This is a genomic window from Streptomyces celluloflavus (assembly GCA_000720995.1).
Classification (GTDB): domain Bacteria; phylum Actinomycetota; class Actinomycetes; order Streptomycetales; family Streptomycetaceae; genus Streptomyces; species Streptomyces celluloflavus.
In genome coordinates this window covers 49,172-66,287 of the sequence record JOEL01000035.1, presented here as the reverse complement: position 1 = coordinate 66,287, position 17,116 = coordinate 49,172, and the positions used below count along the sequence as shown (strand labels likewise).

At 70.8% G+C, this 17,116-nt stretch carries 14 protein-coding genes, 5 tRNA genes and 1 pseudogene; 16 read left to right on the top strand and 4 right to left on the bottom strand.

Annotated elements, in window-relative coordinates:
- Together IH09_RS26175 and IH09_RS26170 are read right to left on the bottom strand one after the other, a co-directional pair.
- Window positions 1-96, bottom strand: a pseudogene (locus IH09_RS26175) (roadblock/LC7 domain-containing protein); the annotation flags it as partial.
- Between the two features lie 9 nt (window positions 97-105).
- A complete protein-coding gene (locus IH09_RS26170) occupies window positions 106-4,302 on the bottom strand; it encodes a nitrate- and nitrite sensing domain-containing protein (protein WP_052859941.1) in 4,197 nt (1,398 codons plus the stop codon).
- Window positions 4,303-4,907: 605 nt separating this feature from the next.
- Between IH09_RS26170 and IH09_RS26165 the strand changes: the two genes are divergently transcribed.
- The 8 genes from IH09_RS26165 (at window position 4,908) to IH09_RS26130 (ending at window position 8,449) form a co-directional block, all read left to right on the top strand.
- Window positions 4,908-5,099 (top strand): hypothetical protein, encoded by a 192-nt coding sequence (locus IH09_RS26165; RefSeq protein ID WP_052859940.1) that lies wholly within the window; start codon window positions 4,908-4,910, stop codon window positions 5,097-5,099.
- A gap of 82 nt (window positions 5,100-5,181) precedes the next feature.
- The gene (locus tag IH09_RS26160; protein ID WP_052859939.1) at window positions 5,182-5,955 is read left to right on the top strand and encodes a fumarylacetoacetate hydrolase family protein; all 774 of its coding nucleotides are present in this window, start codon (window positions 5,182-5,184) and stop codon (window positions 5,953-5,955) included.
- On the top strand, window positions 5,948-7,429 hold the full coding sequence (gene gltX / locus IH09_RS26155; RefSeq protein ID WP_052859938.1) for a glutamate--tRNA ligase: 1,482 nt from the start codon (window positions 5,948-5,950) through the stop codon (window positions 7,427-7,429). The genes IH09_RS26160 and gltX overlap by 8 nt, the downstream gene beginning before the upstream one ends.
- A gap of 486 nt (window positions 7,430-7,915) precedes the next feature.
- Window positions 7,916-7,987 (top strand) — tRNA-Gln (locus tag IH09_RS26150).
- A 49-nt stretch (window positions 7,988-8,036) separates the two neighbouring features.
- Window positions 8,037-8,109, top strand: a tRNA-Glu gene (locus IH09_RS26145).
- A 63-nt stretch (window positions 8,110-8,172) separates the two neighbouring features.
- Window positions 8,173-8,245: transfer RNA gene (locus IH09_RS26140), tRNA-Glu, on the top strand.
- A gap of 16 nt (window positions 8,246-8,261) precedes the next feature.
- Window positions 8,262-8,333: transfer RNA gene (locus IH09_RS26135), tRNA-Gln, on the top strand.
- 43 nt (window positions 8,334-8,376) lie between these two features.
- A tRNA-Glu gene (locus tag IH09_RS26130) sits at window positions 8,377-8,449 on the top strand.
- Between the two features lie 248 nt (window positions 8,450-8,697).
- Here the strand turns inward: IH09_RS26130 and ndgR are convergent.
- Complete coding sequence (gene ndgR / locus IH09_RS26125; RefSeq protein ID WP_052859937.1) at window positions 8,698-9,414, bottom strand: IclR family transcriptional regulator NdgR; 717 nt, start codon at window positions 9,412-9,414, stop codon at window positions 8,698-8,700.
- A 172-nt stretch (window positions 9,415-9,586) separates the two neighbouring features.
- On the opposite strand from ndgR, the gene leuC reads away from it, so the two are divergent.
- The 5 genes from leuC to IH09_RS26100 all read left to right on the top strand — a co-directional run bounded on the left by leuC (window position 9,587) and on the right by IH09_RS26100 (window position 13,130).
- A complete protein-coding gene (gene leuC / locus IH09_RS26120) occupies window positions 9,587-11,017 on the top strand; it encodes a 3-isopropylmalate dehydratase large subunit (RefSeq protein ID WP_052859936.1) in 1,431 nt (476 codons plus the stop codon).
- Between the two features lie 3 nt (window positions 11,018-11,020).
- Window positions 11,021-11,614, top strand: a complete 594-nt coding sequence (gene leuD / locus IH09_RS26115; RefSeq protein ID WP_052859935.1) for a 3-isopropylmalate dehydratase small subunit — start codon at window positions 11,021-11,023, stop codon at window positions 11,612-11,614.
- 136 nt (window positions 11,615-11,750) lie between these two features.
- Complete coding sequence (locus tag IH09_RS26110; RefSeq protein WP_052859934.1) at window positions 11,751-11,996, top strand: SCO5555 family protein; 246 nt, start codon at window positions 11,751-11,753, stop codon at window positions 11,994-11,996.
- A gap of 125 nt (window positions 11,997-12,121) precedes the next feature.
- Window positions 12,122-12,814, top strand: a complete 693-nt coding sequence (locus tag IH09_RS26105; protein ID WP_052859933.1) for an HU family DNA-binding protein — start codon at window positions 12,122-12,124, stop codon at window positions 12,812-12,814.
- Window positions 12,815-12,914: 100 nt separating this feature from the next.
- Window positions 12,915-13,130: a hypothetical protein gene (locus IH09_RS26100; protein WP_052859932.1), complete on the top strand. Its 216-nt coding sequence runs from the start codon at window positions 12,915-12,917 to the stop codon at window positions 13,128-13,130.
- On the opposite strand, the gene cofC is transcribed toward IH09_RS26100, so the two are convergent.
- Entirely contained in the window at window positions 13,111-13,824 is a 714-nt protein-coding gene (cofC, locus tag IH09_RS26095) for a 2-phospho-L-lactate guanylyltransferase (protein ID WP_052859931.1), read from the bottom strand. The two genes, IH09_RS26100 and cofC, sit on opposite strands and share 20 nt — an antisense overlap.
- A 140-nt stretch (window positions 13,825-13,964) precedes the next feature.
- On the opposite strand from cofC, the gene IH09_RS26090 reads away from it, so the two are divergent.
- The 3 genes from IH09_RS26090 to IH09_RS26080 all read left to right on the top strand — a co-directional run bounded on the left by IH09_RS26090 (window position 13,965) and on the right by IH09_RS26080 (window position 17,114).
- Window positions 13,965-14,867, top strand: a complete 903-nt coding sequence (locus IH09_RS26090; RefSeq protein WP_052859930.1) for a 1-acyl-sn-glycerol-3-phosphate acyltransferase — start codon at window positions 13,965-13,967, stop codon at window positions 14,865-14,867.
- Window positions 14,864-15,865 carry an NAD(P)H-dependent glycerol-3-phosphate dehydrogenase gene (locus IH09_RS26085; RefSeq protein ID WP_052859929.1) on the top strand — a complete coding sequence of 334 codons (1,002 nt, stop codon included), beginning with the start codon at window positions 14,864-14,866 and terminating at the stop codon, window positions 15,863-15,865. The genes IH09_RS26090 and IH09_RS26085 overlap by 4 nt, the downstream gene beginning before the upstream one ends.
- 112 nt (window positions 15,866-15,977) lie before the next feature.
- Entirely contained in the window at window positions 15,978-17,114 is a 1,137-nt protein-coding gene (locus IH09_RS26080) for a D-alanine--D-alanine ligase family protein (RefSeq protein WP_052859928.1), read from the top strand.
- Window positions 17,115-17,116: the final 2 nt, after the last annotated feature.

Below are 17,116 nucleotides of genomic sequence, written 5' to 3'. Positions count from 1 at the left end.
ACCGTCCGCGGAGACCACGACCGTGTGGGACACACCGGGGGTGTTGTCCACGAAGTTGGTGATCAACCAGTTCAGGTTCTGCGCCGCCTGGCTCATCGGACTCAACTAACGCTCCTGCTGGTGAGTGGGGTCAACAATGCCGTGGTTGCCGGTGGACGAGGTCCCTCCGGCCTGCCGGCCCTGCTGGATTCCCCGACGGAGATTGGTCAGCCGGCCGCGTACGTCACTGGGCGCACGCGAGACCTGCGGACCGGTCTGGGTGGACTGCTGCTGGGCGGTGCCCGCGACGAGGTTCGCGCGGGGCACCCGGCGGGGCAGTCCGGACGTGGTCACACCCCCGGCGGCGGGCTGGCGGATCTGCTCCGCCTGCCGCCACTGTTCGTCGTTCGGCGAGGCACGCCACTTCGACGCGCTCTGGCCCGGCGCGCCGGGCCCCTCGGCGTCCGGACGGGTGGACGCGCCGTCGGCCGGTGCGGATGCGCGGCGCGGCATCAGCGGGACGTCGGGCTCCTCGGCCGGCTGCTGGGGTTGCTGCTGCTGCTGCGGCTGCTGGGGCGGCACGCCGGCAGCGGCGGCCGCCGGCGTGGTGAACCAGTCCGACTCGATGGTGTCGAAGATCGGTGTACGGCCGTCGCCGGGACCCGCGTCCGCACTGCCGAGCACATCGGCGGACGGCAGCCCGTCCTGCGGCTGCGGCGCCGGGAACTGACCGGTGCTCTGCGCCGCGTCGCCGTACGCGGCGCGCTCGGCGTCCGGGTGCGGGAACTGGCCGGTGGTGCTGTCGAGCGCGGGGAACTGCCCGGTGCCGCCCGCCTGGGGGAACTGCCCGGTGTCGTACTGACCGGTGTTGGCGTCGGGCCGCGGGTGCTGGCCGGTGTCGTACTGGCCGGTGTTGGCGTCGGCCTGAGGGAACTGCCCGGTGTCGTACTGACCGGTGTTGCTGCCGGCCTGAGGGAACTGTCCGGTGTCGTACTGACCCGTGCCGCCGTTCGGCCGCGCGAACTGGCCGGTGTCACCGGGCCCGTTGCCGATGCCCTGACCGGCCGCCTGCCCGTCGCCCGGGAGCGCGAACTCGCCGGTGTCGCCGGGACCGCCGGGGTATCCGCCCTGCGGGACGCGGTGGCCCTCGGCGGGCCGGGCGAACTCGCCGGTGCCCTGGCCGTCGTGGCGCGGTGCGCCGCCGAAGGCCCCGCCCTCGAACGCGCCGCGCTCGCCGGCCGGCAGCGCGAAGCCACCGGTGTCACCGGAGCCGCGGCCGTCCTGCCGCGCGCCGCGGCCGGTCTGCGAGCCGTCCGCGCCGGGCGGCGGGCCGTTGAAGTCGGGGCGGGCGAACGCCGCGGTGTCACCGGGTCCGCCGCCGGGCGCCGGGCGCTCGAAGCTACCGGTGGTCTCCGGCTCCTCGTGGCCGCGCGGCCGGTCCTGGGTGTCACGGGAGGCCACCGGCCAGTCGTCGCCGGAGCCGCCGCGCTCGCGGCGCGCGCCCCAGCTCGTGGTGCCCGGCTGCTGACCCGCCGGACCGGCCTGACCCGCCTGGTCGCGACGGCTGTCCGGGTCGCCCTGGGCGCTCCGGCCGTCCTGCGTACCCTGACCGCCGAATGCGCTCCGGCCGCCGAACCCGTCCTGGCCGCCGAACACGTCCTGGACCGGCTGACCCGGCTGACCGGTCCGGCCGCCCTGGCTCTCCTGGCTGCCTTGGCCGCCTTGGCTGCTTTGACCGCCGAACAGCCCGGCACCGCCGGTACCCCCGGCACCGCCCGGCAGCTCGGCCGGGGCTCCCCGGGAGGGCAGCTGCGGACGCTCGTCGCGCCGGGGCGCGCCGGTGGGCGGCGCCACGGTCCCCGGTGCGGACGTGCCGGTGTCGGAGCCACGGGTGGGCAGCGCGGGACGGCCGTCGTCGGGCCGCGGGGCGGCCGGGCGGGCGTCGCCCGGTGCGGGCGCGCCGGGCGGGTTCGTCCGGCCGGCCGGCGCCGGGGCACCGAACGTGTTCGCCGCACCGCCGCCGGGACCGCCGCGTCCGGGCAGCGCGGGGCGTGCGCCCGCCGCCGGACCCGAGCCGACCTGGCCGCGCGGCTGGAGCCCCGCGAGCCGGCTGGTCTGTCCGCCGCCCATCTCACCGGGGGCCTTGACGCTCGGCGCGGGCTTCTTGCCGCCCTGCGCGAGATCGACCGGCAGCATGACCAGCGCGGTGGTGCCACCGGAGTCGGAGGGCCGCAGCTGGATACGGATGCCGTGCCGCAGCGACAGCCGACCGACCACGAACAGACCCATCCGCCGGGACACCGACACGTCCACGGTCGGCGGGCTGGCGAGCCGCTCGTTGATCGCCGACAGGTCCTCGGGCGAGAGTCCGATACCGGTGTCGTGGATCTCGACCAGCACCCGCCCGTCGGGCAGCGCGTGACCGGTCACCTTGACCTTGGTCTGCGGTGAGGAGAACGAGGTGGCGTTCTCCAGCAGCTCCGCGAGGAGGTGGACGAGGTCGTTGACGACCCGGCCCGCGACCTCGGTCTGCGGTACGGAGCTGAGCTCGATCCGCTCGTACTGCTCCACCTCGGAGGCGGCCGCGCGCAACACGTCGACCAGCGGCACCGGCCGCGTCCACCGGCGGCCCGGCTCCTCGCCCGCGAGGACGAGGAGGTTCTCACCGTTACGGCGCATACGGGTGGCGAGGTGGTCGAGCTTGAAGAGGGAGGACAGCTGGTCCGGGTCGGCCTCGCGGGCCTCCAGCTCGGAGATCAGCGACAGCTGCCGCTGGATCAGACCCTGGCTGCGGCGCGAGAGGTTGGTGAACATCGCGTTGACGTTGCCCCGCAGCAGCGCCTGCTCGGACGCCAGCCGGACGGCCTCGCGGTGCACGTCGTCGAAGGCCGCGGCCACCTTGCCGATCTCGTCCCGGCTGTGCACACCGACCGACTCGACGGAGGTGTCCACGTCCTGCGGGTCGGCCTCGGACAGCTGCTTGACCAGCTCGGGCAGCCGCTCCTGGGCGACCCGCTGCGCGGTGCTCTGGAGGCGGCGCAGCGAGAGCACCATGGAGCGGGCCACGACGAACGCGCCGACCAGCGAGACACCGAGGACGAGCAGGACCACCGCACCGTTGATGATCGCGTCCTGCGTGGCGTCGTTGCGCAGCTCGCGGGAGGTCTGCTGCATCTCGCTGAGCAGCGACGTCTCGATACGCGACATCTCGTCGATCTTGACGGAGTCGGTGTCGTACCAGTCGAGGTACTTGTAGTCCTGGCTGCGGATACCGCTGTCGGTCGCGAAGGCGCGGTGCGTGAAGGCGACCGCCGACTTGATCTGGTTGTCCGTGCCGTCCAGACCGCGGGTCAGCGCGCTGGCGTTGTTGGTGTAGATCTGCGAGAAGCGCTCCCGGGCGGCCTTCTCGTCGTTCTCGGCGGTACGGCCGGCGAGCCGGTCGTTGGCGGAGAGCTCGGCGCCGCCCTTGTGCGCGAGACCGGCGCTGATCAGGGCGCGCTGCATCGACGCGTATTCCTTGGCGGAGGAGAACGCCGCCAGCGCACGGGTGCTCTGGATCATCTCCGGGTTGCTGGTCGCCTGCGCCATGTCCTGGGAGAGCGAGAGCAGCGAGGTGATCAGCTGGTTGTAGCCGTTGACCGTCTGCGAGAGGTTGCCGGCGTCCGTGTAGGCGGTGCCGCGGATCTCGTTGAGGGTGTTGAGCTGGCGCCCGATCTCCAGGACGGTCGCGCGGACACCGACCATCGTGGCGTTGTCGCCCTGGATGTTCGTGGTGGCCTTGTTGAAGGCGTCGCGGGCGTTGTCGGTGGCCTGGCGCGGGGCGACGACGTTGGTGTCGTCCTTGGTGTCACCGGAGCCGGCGAGCGGACCGGCCGACCGGTCGCGCTCCGCCTGGAGCGCGTCGGCGAGCGCGGTCGCCCGCTGCGTCATCTCGGTGAGCAGCTGCATCTTGTCGAGCTGGTCGATGTTGTCCAGCGAGTACTCGATGCGCAGTGCGCCCAGTGAGGTCGCGGCGATGACGGGCAGCGCGAGCAGGGAGACCAGGCGGGTGCTGATGCGCATGTTGCGCAGCGATATTCGCGATCCGGAGCCGCCGGAGCCCTTCGGCGCCTCGGTCTTGCCGCCGTCCGGGGCGTCACCGCCCGGCGCCTGGCCGTCCCGGTCGGACGGCGCGCCGCCGCCCGCCGGGCCGTTGCCCTGGGCGCGCGGGGGCGGGGAGGCGTGGTCGGTCCCGCCACGCAGCTCCGGGTCCGCCGCAGCTTCCCCTCGACCCTTGCGGGCCTGGGGAGACCCATTGCCATCCCTCTTGAAACGTCCCTGCACTAGCGTCGCAACCTCTGGACCAGGCGTCCCGCCGCGCTAACGGCCGGGACGGTGTCGAGTCTTAGGGGACCGCAAGTCCCCCCTTGGCGGTCGTGAGTGACCGGCGGGCTGCCCTCTCTGGCCGAGAGAGCGGCACCACCGCGCGGCGCTGTCTGCGCCCTGCGCGCCGGCTGAAACGTGCGGCGGTCCGTGGAATTCCAGCACAGTGCCGGATCTCCAACAAGGGCGGACTCGCCCTCTGTGACATGGGTGACGCAATGTGCGGACGGTGTCACGACACGTAGAGGACGCCATTCCCGATAACGGACTTATGCCCGCGAGTCGCCCGCGTTCGCCCGCTGTCCCAGGTGCGGTGATCGGGAGCGGAACATGCGCTTCAATCCGTCAATGTCCGTTTCATCCACGGATATTGATCATGGGAAATGTGGCATTTGCCACACAGTTCGTGAGGAAACTCACAAGCAGATCGCCGACTTCCCCACCGCATCGCAGGGAATAGCGCGCTTAGCCTGACGCTTTACAGAGTCGCCCCGAACGACAAGGGCGCCTCTTTTTTCCGGCACCCCGTCCACCCATTTCCCCATCACCTCGCGAGGCGTGAAGCAGTGAAGACCACGATGATGTTCCGCAACATAGCCAACCCGCGGCGCACCACTCTGGCGCACCTCAAGGACGCCGACGAGCTCGGCGCCGCGCCGGCCGAGGTGCCGGAGTACCCCGTCGAGCTGCCCACCCAGACCGCGAACCCCCGCCGCACGGTCCTGATGAAGGCCCCCGAGCAGGACATTCCGGCGTAATTCCGCAACGGATCCGCCGCGCCCCCGCGATAGCCTGGAGTGTCAACTCCGGCCAGTGATCAATGAGGGGCAGCGGCAACCCGTGCGCATCGCCAGATTCTCCATCGACGGCAACGTCGGCTTCGGTGTCCTCGAAGGCGACGAACTCGACGTCATCAAGGGACACCCCTTCGCGGAATTCGAGCGCTCGGGCCACAAGGTCCCCCTCGACAAGGTCCGCCTGCTGCCGCCGGTGCTGCCCAACAAGGTCGTGGCGATCGGCCGCAACTACGCCGAACACGCCGCCGAGCTGGGCAACGCCGTCCCCGACGTGCCGGTCACCTTCTTCAAGCCGTCCACCTCCGTGATCGGCCCCGGCGACCCCGTGGTGTACCCCTCCTTCTCCCAGGAGGTGCACCACGAAGCGGAGCTCGCCGTCGTCATCGGCCGGATGTGCCGCGAGGTGCCCCGCGACCGCGTCAAGGACGTCATCCTCGGCTACACCTGCGCCAACGACATCACCGCGCGCGACGTCCAGCAGCGCGAGAAGCAGTGGGCGCGGGCCAAGGGCTTCGACTCCTCCTGCCCGCTCGGACCCTGGGTCGAGACCGGCCTGGACCCGGCGGCGATCGCCGAGGGCCTCGCCATCCAGTGCACCGTCAACGGCGAACAGCGCCAGCTCGGCCGCACCAGCGAGATGATCCGCCCCGTCGAGGACCTCATCGTGCACATCACCGAGGCGATGACGCTGCTCCCCGGCGACGTCGTCCTCACGGGCACCCCGGCCGGGGTCGGCCCGCTCAACGTCGGCGACGAGGTCGCCGTCACCATCGAAGGCATCGGCACTCTCACCAACAAGGTGATCAAGCGTGGCTAACGCGACCCCCGTCCGCGTCCGTTTCTGTCCCTCCCCGACCGGCAACCCCCATGTGGGCCTGGTCCGTACCGCCCTGTTCAACTGGGCCTTCGCCCGGCACCACAAGGGCACCCTGGTCTTCCGTATCGAGGACACCGACGCGGCCCGTGACTCCGAGGAGTCCTACCAGCAGCTGCTGGACTCCATGCGCTGGCTGGGCTTCGACTGGGACGAGGGCCCCGAGGTCGGCGGCCCGCACGCGCCCTACCGCCAGTCCCAGCGGATGGACCTCTACAAGGACGTCGCCGAAAAGCTCCTCGCCGCCGGTCACGCGTACCGCTGCTACTGCACCACCGAAGAGCTGGACGCCCGCCGCGACGCCGCCCGCAAGGCCGGCAAGCCCTCCGGCTACGACGGCAAGTGCCGCACGGTGACCCCCGAGCAGAAGGCCGCGTACGAGGCCGAGGGCCGCACCTCCATCGTCCGCTTCCGGATGCCCGACGAGCCGGTCACCTTCACCGACCTGGTGCGCGGCGAGCTGACCTTCACCCCGGAGAACGTCCCGGACTACGGCATCGTCCGGGCCAACGGCGCGCCCCTCTACACCCTCGTCAACCCCGTCGACGACGCCCTGATGGAGATCACCCACGTCCTGCGCGGCGAGGACCTGCTCTCCTCCACCCCGCGTCAGGTCGCCCTCTACCGGGCGCTGGCCGACATCGGCGTCGGCAACGGCACCATCCCGGCCTTCGGTCACCTGCCGTACGTCATGGGGGAGGGCAACAAGAAGCTCTCCAAGCGCGACCCGCAGGCGTCCCTCAACCTCTACCGCGAGCGCGGCTTCCTCCCCGCGGGCCTGCTCAACTACCTCTCCCTGCTGGGCTGGTCGCTCGCCGAGGACCGCGACATCTTCTCCATGGACGAGATGGTCGCCGCCTTCGACATCGCGGACGTCAACGCCAACCCGGCGCGCTTCGACCTCAAGAAGTGCGAGGCCATCAACGCCACGCATCTGCGCCAGCTGGAGGTCAAGGACTTCATCGCCGCCTGCGAGCCCTGGCTGAACGCGCCGCACGCCCCCTGGGCGCCCGAGGCGTTCGACCGCGCCGCGTTCGAGGCCATCGCTCCGTACGCGCAGACCCGCGTCACGGTCCTCTCCGACATCACCGACAACGTCGACTTCCTCTTCCTCGACACCCCGGTGGCGGACGAGGCGTCCTGGAGCAAGGCCATGAAGGAAGGCTCCGACGCCCTCCTGCGCACGGCCCGCGGCAAGCTCGCCGACGCCGACTGGTCCAGCCCCGAGGCCCTCAAGGAGGCCGTCCTGGCCGCCGGCGAGGAGCACGGCCTCAAGCTCGGCAAGGCCCAGGCCCCGGTCCGCGTGGCCGTCACCGGCCGCACGGTCGGCCTGCCGCTCTTCGAGTCCCTGGAGATCCTCGGCCGGGACCGCACCCTGTCCCGCATCGACGCGGCCCTGGCCAAGCTGGCCGGCTGACAGGCGAACCCGTAACGGGCCCGGAAGCCGACCGACCGGCTTCCGGGCCCTTCGCGTACCGCCATCCGGACAGCGGCCGCCGCATACCGGCCCGACGGCCTCAGAGGCCCTGACGAGACCCTCGGACGGCTGCCGCGCCCGCGCCGGGAGCCCCGGCCCGGCCTGCGCCTTCACGTCGAGCGGGGGCCCCGGGCCCAGGGGTGCCGCGAGGGCCGTACATGCCCCGGCGCCCCGCCCGGCTCCCGTCGCAGGCCAGGGCGGGCGGGACGGTGCCACAACCGTCCTGACGGCCGCCGGAGTCGCCTCGTACGACGCCGGAACCGGCGTCCGGCGCCGCCGGGATCCGGCCCTGGCCGGGGCGGCAATACCCGTTTTGGAGCCCCGTCCACGATCAGGTAATGTTCTTCCTGCGCCGCCCGAGAGGGCCGAGAGGTCCGGCCGGAAAGCGCAAGCCAAACAAACCCCCTACCGGGGGTTGAGTTTTGGTGGGCTATGGTGTAATTGGCAGCACGACGGTTTCTGGTTCCGTTAGTCTAGGTTCGAGTCCTGGTAGCCCAGCAAGAAGTCTTCTTCACTCATGGTGAAGATTTCTTGATCGCAGTATCAGGCCCCCGTTGTGTAGCGGCCTAGCACGCCGCCCTCTCAAGGCGGTAGCGCCGGTTCGAATCCGGTCGGGGGTACAGATCCTTTCTCTCCGTTTCCTTCGGGTCGCTCCCGGATGCGACGACGCAAGGATCGCTAGGGCCCCCGTTGTGTAGCGGCCTAGCACGCCGCCCTCTCAAGGCGGTAGCGCCGGTTCGAATCCGGTCGGGGGTACTGGTCTAAACCACCATGGGCTATGGTGTAATTGGCAGCACGACGGTTTCTGGTTCCGTTAGTCTAGGTTCGAGTCCTGGTAGCCCAGCGCAGAGTGTCTTTAATGGCATGGTTCAACTGCAAGAAAACAGGCCCCCGTTGTGTAGCGGCCTAGCACGCCGCCCTCTCAAGGCGGTAGCGCCGGTTCGAATCCGGTCGGGGGTACATCGATAAACAAAGGCTCCTGCTTCGGCAGGGGCCTTTTTCGTGTGGTGGGAAAAGCGGCCGTGTGGCGGGATGGCGGTTGCGTATGCCGTCGGCCAGCCGTCATCTGCCTTGCATACGGGGCGAGTTCGGCGTTTTCCGGGTCTGCGACAAGGTGATCCGCCGTCCCGGTGACGGGAGTTGGCGCGCCGCGAGCGGCGGCCTGTCCGGCGGGCCCGGGTGGGACCGCAGGACAGGCCGCGGTGGTCTCAGCCGTTGCGGCGCAGGCCCTCGGACAGGCGGGCGGCCGCGTCGATGACCGCCTGGGCGTGCATCCGGCCCGGGTGCCGGGTCAGCCGCTCGATCGGGCCGGAGACCGAGACGGAGGCCACGACGCGGTTCGAGGGGCCGCGTACGGGCGCGGAGACGGAGGCGACGCCCGGCTCCCGCTCGCCGATCGACTGGGCCCAGCCGCGGCGCCGGACGCCGGACAGTGCGGTGGCCGTGAAGCGCGCGCCCTGGAGCCCGCGGTGCAGCCGCTCCGGCTCTTCCCAGGCCATCAGGATCTGCGCGGCGGAGCCCGCCTTCATGGGGAGCGTGGAGCCGACCGGGACGGTGTCCCGCAGACCGGACAGCCGCTCCGCCGCGGCCACACAGATCCGCATATCGCCCTGCCGGCGATAGAGCTGGGCGCTCTCGCCCGTCACATCGCGCAGATGCGCGAGCACCGGCCCCGCCGTCGCCAGCAGGCGGTCCTCGCCGGCCGCCGCCGCGAGCTCGGAGAGCCGGGGGCCCAGGATGAACCGGCCCTGCATGTCCCTCGCCACCATCCGGTGGTGTTCCAGAGCCACGGCCAGCCGGTGGGCCGTGGGTCGTGCGAGCCCGGTCGCCGCGACCAGCCCGGCGAGGGTGGCCGGACCGGACTCCAGAGCGCTCAATACGAGAGCCGCCTTGTCGAGAACGCCGACGCCGCTAGAGTTGTCCATGCAACGATACTCGCGTCTCACAGTGTGAAACGCAAGTTCAATTATCCAGGAAAGTCGTCAATCTGTAGGTGCGGCCCTCGACCAGGGTCCGGCGGGCGGTCCGGCGTGGGGGCACGGGCGGCGCGCGCACAGACGAGTTGGGCCGGCGATGCGGCCGGCCGGAGGGAAAGCGATGGGACGGACACTCGCGGAGAAGGTCTGGGACGACCATGTCGTCCGGCGCGCGGAAGGCGAGCCCGACCTGCTCTTCATCGATCTGCACCTGCTGCACGAGGTGACCAGCCCACAGGCGTTCGACGGCCTCCGCAAGGCCGGCCGCCGGGTGCGCCGCACGGACCTGACCATCGCCACCGAGGACCACAACACCCCGACCCTCGACATCGACAAGCCGATCGCCGACCCGGTCTCGCGCACCCAGCTGGAGACGCTGCGCAAGAACTGCGCGGAGTTCGGCGTACGGCTGCACCCGCTCGGCGACGTCGAGCAGGGCGTTGTCCACGTGGTGGGACCGCAGTTGGGACTGACCCAGCCCGGTATGACCGTGGTCTGCGGTGACAGCCACACCTCCACCCACGGCGCCTTCGGCGCGCTGGCGTTCGGCATCGGCACCAGCCAGGTCGAGCATGTGCTGGCCACCCAGACGCTGCCGCTCGCGCCCTTCAAGACCATGGCCATCACCGTCGACGGCGAACTGCCCGACGGTGTGACGGCCAAGGACCTGATCCTGGCGATCATCGCCAAGATCGGGACCGGCGGCGGCCAGGGCTACGTCCTGGAGTACCGCGGCTCCGCCATCGAGAAACTGTCGATGGAGGCCCGGATGACCGTCTGCAACATGTCCATCGAGGCGGGCGCGCGGGCCGGCATGATCGCCCCCGACAAGACCACCTTCGACTACCTCCAGGGACGCGACCACGCCCCCCGGGACGAGGACTGGGACGCCGCGGTCGCGTACTGGAAGACGCTGCACACCGACGACGACGCGGTCTTCGACGCCGAGGTCGTCATCGACGCCGCCGCGCTGACGCCGTTCGTCACCTGGGGGACCAACCCGGGCCAGGGTGCGCCGCTCTCCTCGCAGGTCCCCGACCCCGCTTCGTACGACGACGCCTCGGAGCGCCTGGCTGCCGAAAAGGCCCTGGAATACATGGGGTTGACGGCAGGCCAGCCGCTGCGCGAGATCGGCGTGGACACCGTCTTCGTAGGTTCGTGCACCAACGGCCGCATCGAGGACCTGCGCTCCGCGGCCTCGATTCTGGACGGCCGTTCGGTCGCCGACGGGGTGCGGATGCTGGTCGTTCCCGGCTCGGTCCGGGTCGCCCTGCAGGCCGTCGCGGAGGGGCTGGACAAGGTCTTCACCGCGGCGGGTGCCGAGTGGCGGCACGCCGGCTGCTCGATGTGCCTGGGCATGAACCCCGATCAGCTCGCGCCCGGTGAGCGCTCCGCGTCCACCTCCAACCGCAACTTCGAGGGGCGGCAGGGCAAGGGCGGCCGGACGCACCTGGTCTCGCCGCAGGTCGCCGCCGCGACGGCGGTTCTCGGCCATCTGGCCTCACCGGCCGACCTGTCCGACGCCGCCGTCGCCACGCCCGCAGGAGTCTGAACCATGGAAGCTTTCACCACCCACACCGGCCGGGCCGTCCCGCTGCGCCGCAGCAATGTCGACACCGACCAGATCATCCCGGCGCACTGGCTGAAGAAGGTCACCCGCGACGGTTTCGAGGACGGGCTGTTCGAGGCGTGGCGCAAGGACCCCGAGTTCGTCCTCAACCAGGAGCGGCACAAGGGTGCCACCGTGCTGGTGGCCGGCCCCGACTTCGGCACCGGCTCCTCGCGTGAGCACGCCGTCTGGGCGCTCCAGAACTACGGCTTCAAGGCCGTCATCTCCTCGCGGTTCGCCGACATCTTCCGCGGAAACTCCCTCAAGAACGGGCTGCTGACGGTGGTCCTGCCGCAGGAGACCGTCGAGGAGCTCCAGCGGCTCGCCGAGACCGATCCGACGGCCGAGGTGACCGTCGACCTGGTCGCCCGCCAGGTCCGCGCGGAAGGTGTCACGGCCGGCTTCGAGTTGGACGAGAACGCTCGCTGGCGGCTGCTGGAGGGCCTGGACGACATCAGTCTCACCCTTCGGGAGGAGCCCGCGATCGCGGCGTTCGAGGCGAACAGGCCGTCCTTCACACCGCGTACGGTAGTGGTCTGACCTCGGGTTTTATGGCTCAAAGCCTTATTGCGTACGATGCGCCTCCTGTGCAGTTGGCAGGGGGCGCATCGGCTTGTCCGGGTGGCTGTTGAGGCCCTGTGAAGCGACAACTCGCCGCAGATGGCACAATTAGCGCATGGAACGCGACGGCCAACTTGAGCTCTACGGTTACGTCGCCGACCGGCTCAAGGTCGCACACGCAAGAGTGCGGTCACTGCAAGTCCCGGAGGGCGTACGGATGGCGCTGACCCGGAAGCTGCTCGTCATCACGGCCGCGGCAAAACACGATCTTGCGGACGCGGCAAGGCGTCTGGAGTGGTTCATGGACGACCTCGACGCAGGTCGCTTTCCCGAAGATGCGCGTGCCGATGGAAGTCCGTGAAGGTCGAGTTCGTTGCGGCACAAGGGTGATTAGCCCGTTTCGTGTTTGATTTGCGGTATATATCTGCCTAACGTGCGAAAAAGCTTGGACACTTTCGTTCCAGCAATGTCTCCGAAGGGGAAGACGTGAACAAGGCGCAGCTCGTAGAAGCCATTGCCGACAAGCTCGGCGGCCGTCAGAACGCCGCGGATGCGGTGGACGCGGTACTGGACGCAATCGTCCGTGCAGTTGTCTCCGGCGACCGCGTTTCGGTCACCGGATTCGGTTCGTTCGAGAAGGTCGACCGGCCGGCCCGATACGCCCGTAACCCGCAGACGGGTGAGCGGGTGCGGGTCAAGAAGACCTCGGTGCCGCGTTTCCGCGCGGGCCAGGGTTTCAAGGACCTGGTGAGCGGCTCGAAGAAGCTCCCCAAGAATGAGGTCGCGGTCAAGAAGGCCCCCAAGGGCAGCCTCTCGGGCGGCGCTTCCACCCGTACGACGGTGAAGAAGGCCGCGGCGAAGAAGGCCGTCACCGCCAAGAAGGCCGCCGCGAAGAAGGCGACGCCGGCGAAGAAGACCACCGCTGTGGCGAAGAAGACCACCGCCAAGAAGACCACGGCGGCGGCGAAGAAGGCCACCACGGCGAAGAAGGCCGCTCCGGCGAAGAAGGCCGTCACCGCCAAGAAGGCGGCCCCGGCCAAGAAGGCCACCGCCACCGCGAAGAAGGCCGTGGCGAAGAAGACCGCTCCCGCCAAGAAGGCGGTGGCGAAGAAGGCCCCGGCCAAGAAGGCCACGGCGCGCAAGACCACCGCCAAGAAGACCACCGCCCGCAAGCGGTAATCCACCAGCAGCGGCGACGCCACGCGTCGGGCCGGACTCCCTTCGGGGAGTCCGGCCCGCGGTGCGTGGCACCGGTGCCCCGCCGTCTAGGCTTCGGTCCATGCAGGCCACCGTCTACACCTACGATCCCCGGACCCGCGCCGGCAGTGTGCTGCTGGACGACGGGACGCCGCTGCCCTTCGATGCGGCGGCCTTCGACGCGGGCGGCCTGCGGCTGCTGCGGTCCGGGCAGCGGGTCCGTATCGATATCGAAGGCGAGAGCGGGGACGGGGGAGACGGCCGGCGGGTCGTTCTCGTCACGCTCCATACGCTCTGAGCTCCGGGGGCGGCGCCCCGGCCGCCCCGTTAGTGGCTGCCGCCCCGTCCGGGTGCCGCAGCGCCTGCCGTGCCGTGTGCGGGCCGACGCCCAGGGCCAGGGCGGCGCGCAGATCCTCGCCGGTGTCCACGTCCCGGCGCACCGACGCCACCCGCGCCACCGTGATCTCCCGGGCGCCCGATGCCAGGTGACGGGCGCGCGAAGGGCCGCCGAATGCCGGGGCCAATTCCACTCCGGAAGCCGCGGTCAGAAGTGTTGTCCCGATATCCGCCGCATCTGCGAGAAATGCGCGCGGGAATTGCGCGGCGGAATGGAGCACCCGGCCCAGCTCGGCCGGGCGCAGCGCCGGCAGATCGGCGTTCAGCGTGGCGACAGCAGCGCCGGGACGCCGTGCCCGCACTGCGTCCGCACCGTGCGCCAGCGCCGCGTTCAGGCCGCGGGCCGGAATATCGGGCACGATGCGCGCCCCCAGGGCCGCCAGCCGCTCACCGGCCAGCGGATCATCCGTGACAACCGCCACATCACGTACGTCCGCGCAGGCCAGCGCCGCGGCCACGGTATCCAGCGCGAACGCCAGCGCCAACCGGGGCCGGAACTCCTCGCCGGTGGCCGCGGAGAGCCTGCTCTTGGCCCGCACCAGCGGTTTCAGCGGCACCACCAGACTCCAGCCCACATCCGCTCCGTCTCTTCGCATCGCCATCATTCTCACCTGCTGCCGCCGCATTCCGGCAGCGGCGGGGTTACGGTGTTCTCGACATAGCGGGTACCTGGGGCGACACTTGTGCGGCTGCCGGCTCGCAGCAGCTCAGCAGGTCCCACAAGGAGGGTGTCCCAGTGTCCCGCCGCAGAATCGGCTTCTGGTACCGCTTGGCCGCGGTCATCTGCAAACCGCCGCTCTTGGTTCTGTTCAAGCGGGACTGGCAGGGAATGGAGCACATTCCGGCCGACGGCGGATTTATCACCGCGGTCAACCACAACTCGTATCTTGATCCGCTGTCCTATGCGCACTATCAGTACAACACCGGACGTGTTCCCCGATTCCTCGCGAAGGCCGGGCTCTTCAAGGGCGGCTTTGTCGGCCTGATGATGCGCGGCACCGGACAGATCCCCGTCTACCGGGAAACCACCGACGCCGCCGTCGCCTTCCGCGCCGCCGTGGCCGCCATCGACAAGGGCGAATGCGTTGCCTTCTACCCCGAGGGCACCCTGACCCGCGACCCCGAGATGTGGCCCATGCAGGGCAAGACCGGTGCCGCGCGAGTGGCGTTGCTCACCAAGGCGCCGGTCATTCCCGTCGCGCAGTGGGGCGCCAACGACGTGATGCCGCCGTACGCCAAGGAGAAGAAGCTGCGGCTGTTCCCGCGCAAGACGCTGCGGGTGAAGGCGGGGCCGCCGGTCGACCTGAGCGCGTTTTACGGCCAGGAGCCCACCGCCGAGGTGCTGCGCGCCGTCACGGACACCATCATGGCCGCCGTCACCGCCCAGCTCGCCGAGGTCCGCGGCGAGCCCGTGCCGGCCGAACCGTACGACCACCGCAAGGTCATCGCCCGGGAGCGGCGGGTGGCCCGGGAGGCCGCCAGGGCGGCCCGCGCCGCGGCCGGCCCGCAGCCCGCGGCCGGCCCGCAGCCCGCGGCCGGCCCGCAGCCCGCCGCCGGACCGGCCGCCGCGGCCGGTCCGGTCATCGGTACGCAGCAGGCCCGAAGCAACCGGCAGACACAGGAGGATGAAGGCAAGTGACGCGCTGCGCCGTCTACGGCACGGGGTCCTGGGGCACCGCATTCGCCATGGTGCTCGCCGACGCGGGATGCGAGGTGACCCTGTGGGGGCGCCGCGCCGACGTCGCCGAGGCCATCAACAACGGCCACACCAACCCCGACTACCTGCCGGGGGTCGAGCTCCCCGGGTCCGTACGGGCCACCACCGACCCGGCACAGGCGGCGCGCGGCGCGGAGTTCGCCTTCCTCGTCATCCCCTCGCAGACGCTGCGGGCCAACCTCGCCGAGTGGGCGCCGCTGCTGCCCGCCGACTCGGTCCTGGTCTCCCTGATGAAGGGTGTCGAACTGGGCACCGCCAAGCGGATGAGCGAGGTCATCGGCGAGGTCGCCAAGGCACCGGCGGAGCGCGTCGCGGTGCTGACCGGTCCCAACCTCGCCAAGGAGGTCGCCGCCCGGCAGCCCGCCGCGGCCGTCGTGGCCTGCGCCGACGAAGCGGTCGCCCGGCGCCTGCAGACCGCCTGCCACACCCCGTACTTCCGCCCGTACACCAACACCGACGTGGTCGGCTGCGAACTGGGCGGCGCGGTCAAGAACGTCATCGCGCTGGCGGTCGGCATCGCGGACGGGATGGGCCTGGGCGACAACGCCAAGGCGTCGCTGATCACCCGCGGTCTCGCCGAGACCACCCGCCTCGGCCTCGCCATGGGCGCCGACGCGCACACCTTCGCGGGCCTGGCCGGTATGGGCGACCTCGTCGCCACCTGCTCCTCGCCGCTGTCGCGCAACAACACCTTCGGCCACAACCTCGGCCGCGGGATGACGCTCGCGGAGACCATCGCGGTCACCAAGCAGACCGCCGAGGGCGTCAAGTCCTGCGAATCGGTGCTGGATCTGGCCCGCCGGCACGGCGTCGAGATGCCGCTGACCGAGACGGTCGTGGACATCGTCCACGGCGGCAAGCCGCCGCTGGTGGCCCTCAAGGACCTGATGTCGCGCAGCGCCAAGGCCGAACGGCACTGATCCGGCGGGACCCGGACCGCACCGCCGGGTGGTCCCGCACGGGACCACCCGGCACCCCAACGGCCGCCGCAGCACTGACTCCGCGGCGGTCAGCAGGTACCCTCGACCCGATATGAGCAGCGAGACCTCCTCCCAGAAGCCCCGCGTCGCCGTCGTGTTCGGCGGCCGCAGCTCCGAGCACGCCATCTCCGTGGTCACCGCCGGAGCCGTGCTGAGCGCCATCGACCGCGAGAAGTACGACGTGCTGCCCATCGGCATCACGACCGACGGCCGCTGGGCGCTGACCGCCGACGACCCCGAGCGGATGGCCATCACAGAGCGCCGCCTGCCCAGCGTGGCCGAGCTCGCCGAGTCCACCGACGGCACCGTCGTGCTCCCGGTCGACCCGGTCAACCGCGAGGTCGTCTACAGCGAACCGGGCTCCGTCCCCAAGGCGCTCGGCGAGGTCGACGTCGTCTTCCCCGTCCTGCACGGCCCCTACGGAGAGGACGGCACCCTCCAGGGCCTGCTGGAACTCTCCGGTGTCCCCTACGTCGGCTCGGGTGTGCTCGCCTCGGCCGTCGGCCAGGACAAGGACTACATGAAGCGGGTGTTCACCTCCTTCGGGCTGCCCGTCGGCCCGTACGAGGTCGTCCGGCCGCGCGAGTGGGAGCAGGACCCCGCGGCCGCCCGTAAGAAGATCGTGGACTTCGCCGGTGAGCACGGCTGGCCGCTCTTCGTGAAGCCCGCACGGGCCGGCTCGTCCATGGGCATCACCAAGGTCGACGCCCTCGACGGCCTGGACGCGGCGATCGAGGAGGCGCGGCGGCACGACCCCAAGATCCTGGTGGAGTCGCTGCTGAGCGGCCGGGAGATCGAGTGCGGGGTGCTGGAGTTCGAGGACGGCCCGCGGGCCAGCCTGCCGGCCGAGATCCCGCCGGTCACCGCCCACGACTTCTACGACTTCGAGGCCAAGTACATCGACTCGGCCGACGGGATCGTCCCGGCGCCGCTGAGCCCCGAGCAGACGGCGAAGGTGCAGGAACTGGCCGTCGCGGCCTTCGAGGCGGCGTCCTGCGAGGGCCTGGTCCGCGCGGACTTCTTCCTCCAGGACAACGGCGAGTTCGTGATCAACGAGATCAACACGCTCCCCGGCTTCACCCCCATCTCGATGTACCCGCGGATGTGGCGGGAGAGCGGGGTGGACTACCCGGAGCTGATCGACCGGCTCATCCAGGCGGCGCTGCGCCGCTCCACCGGGCTGCGCTAGGG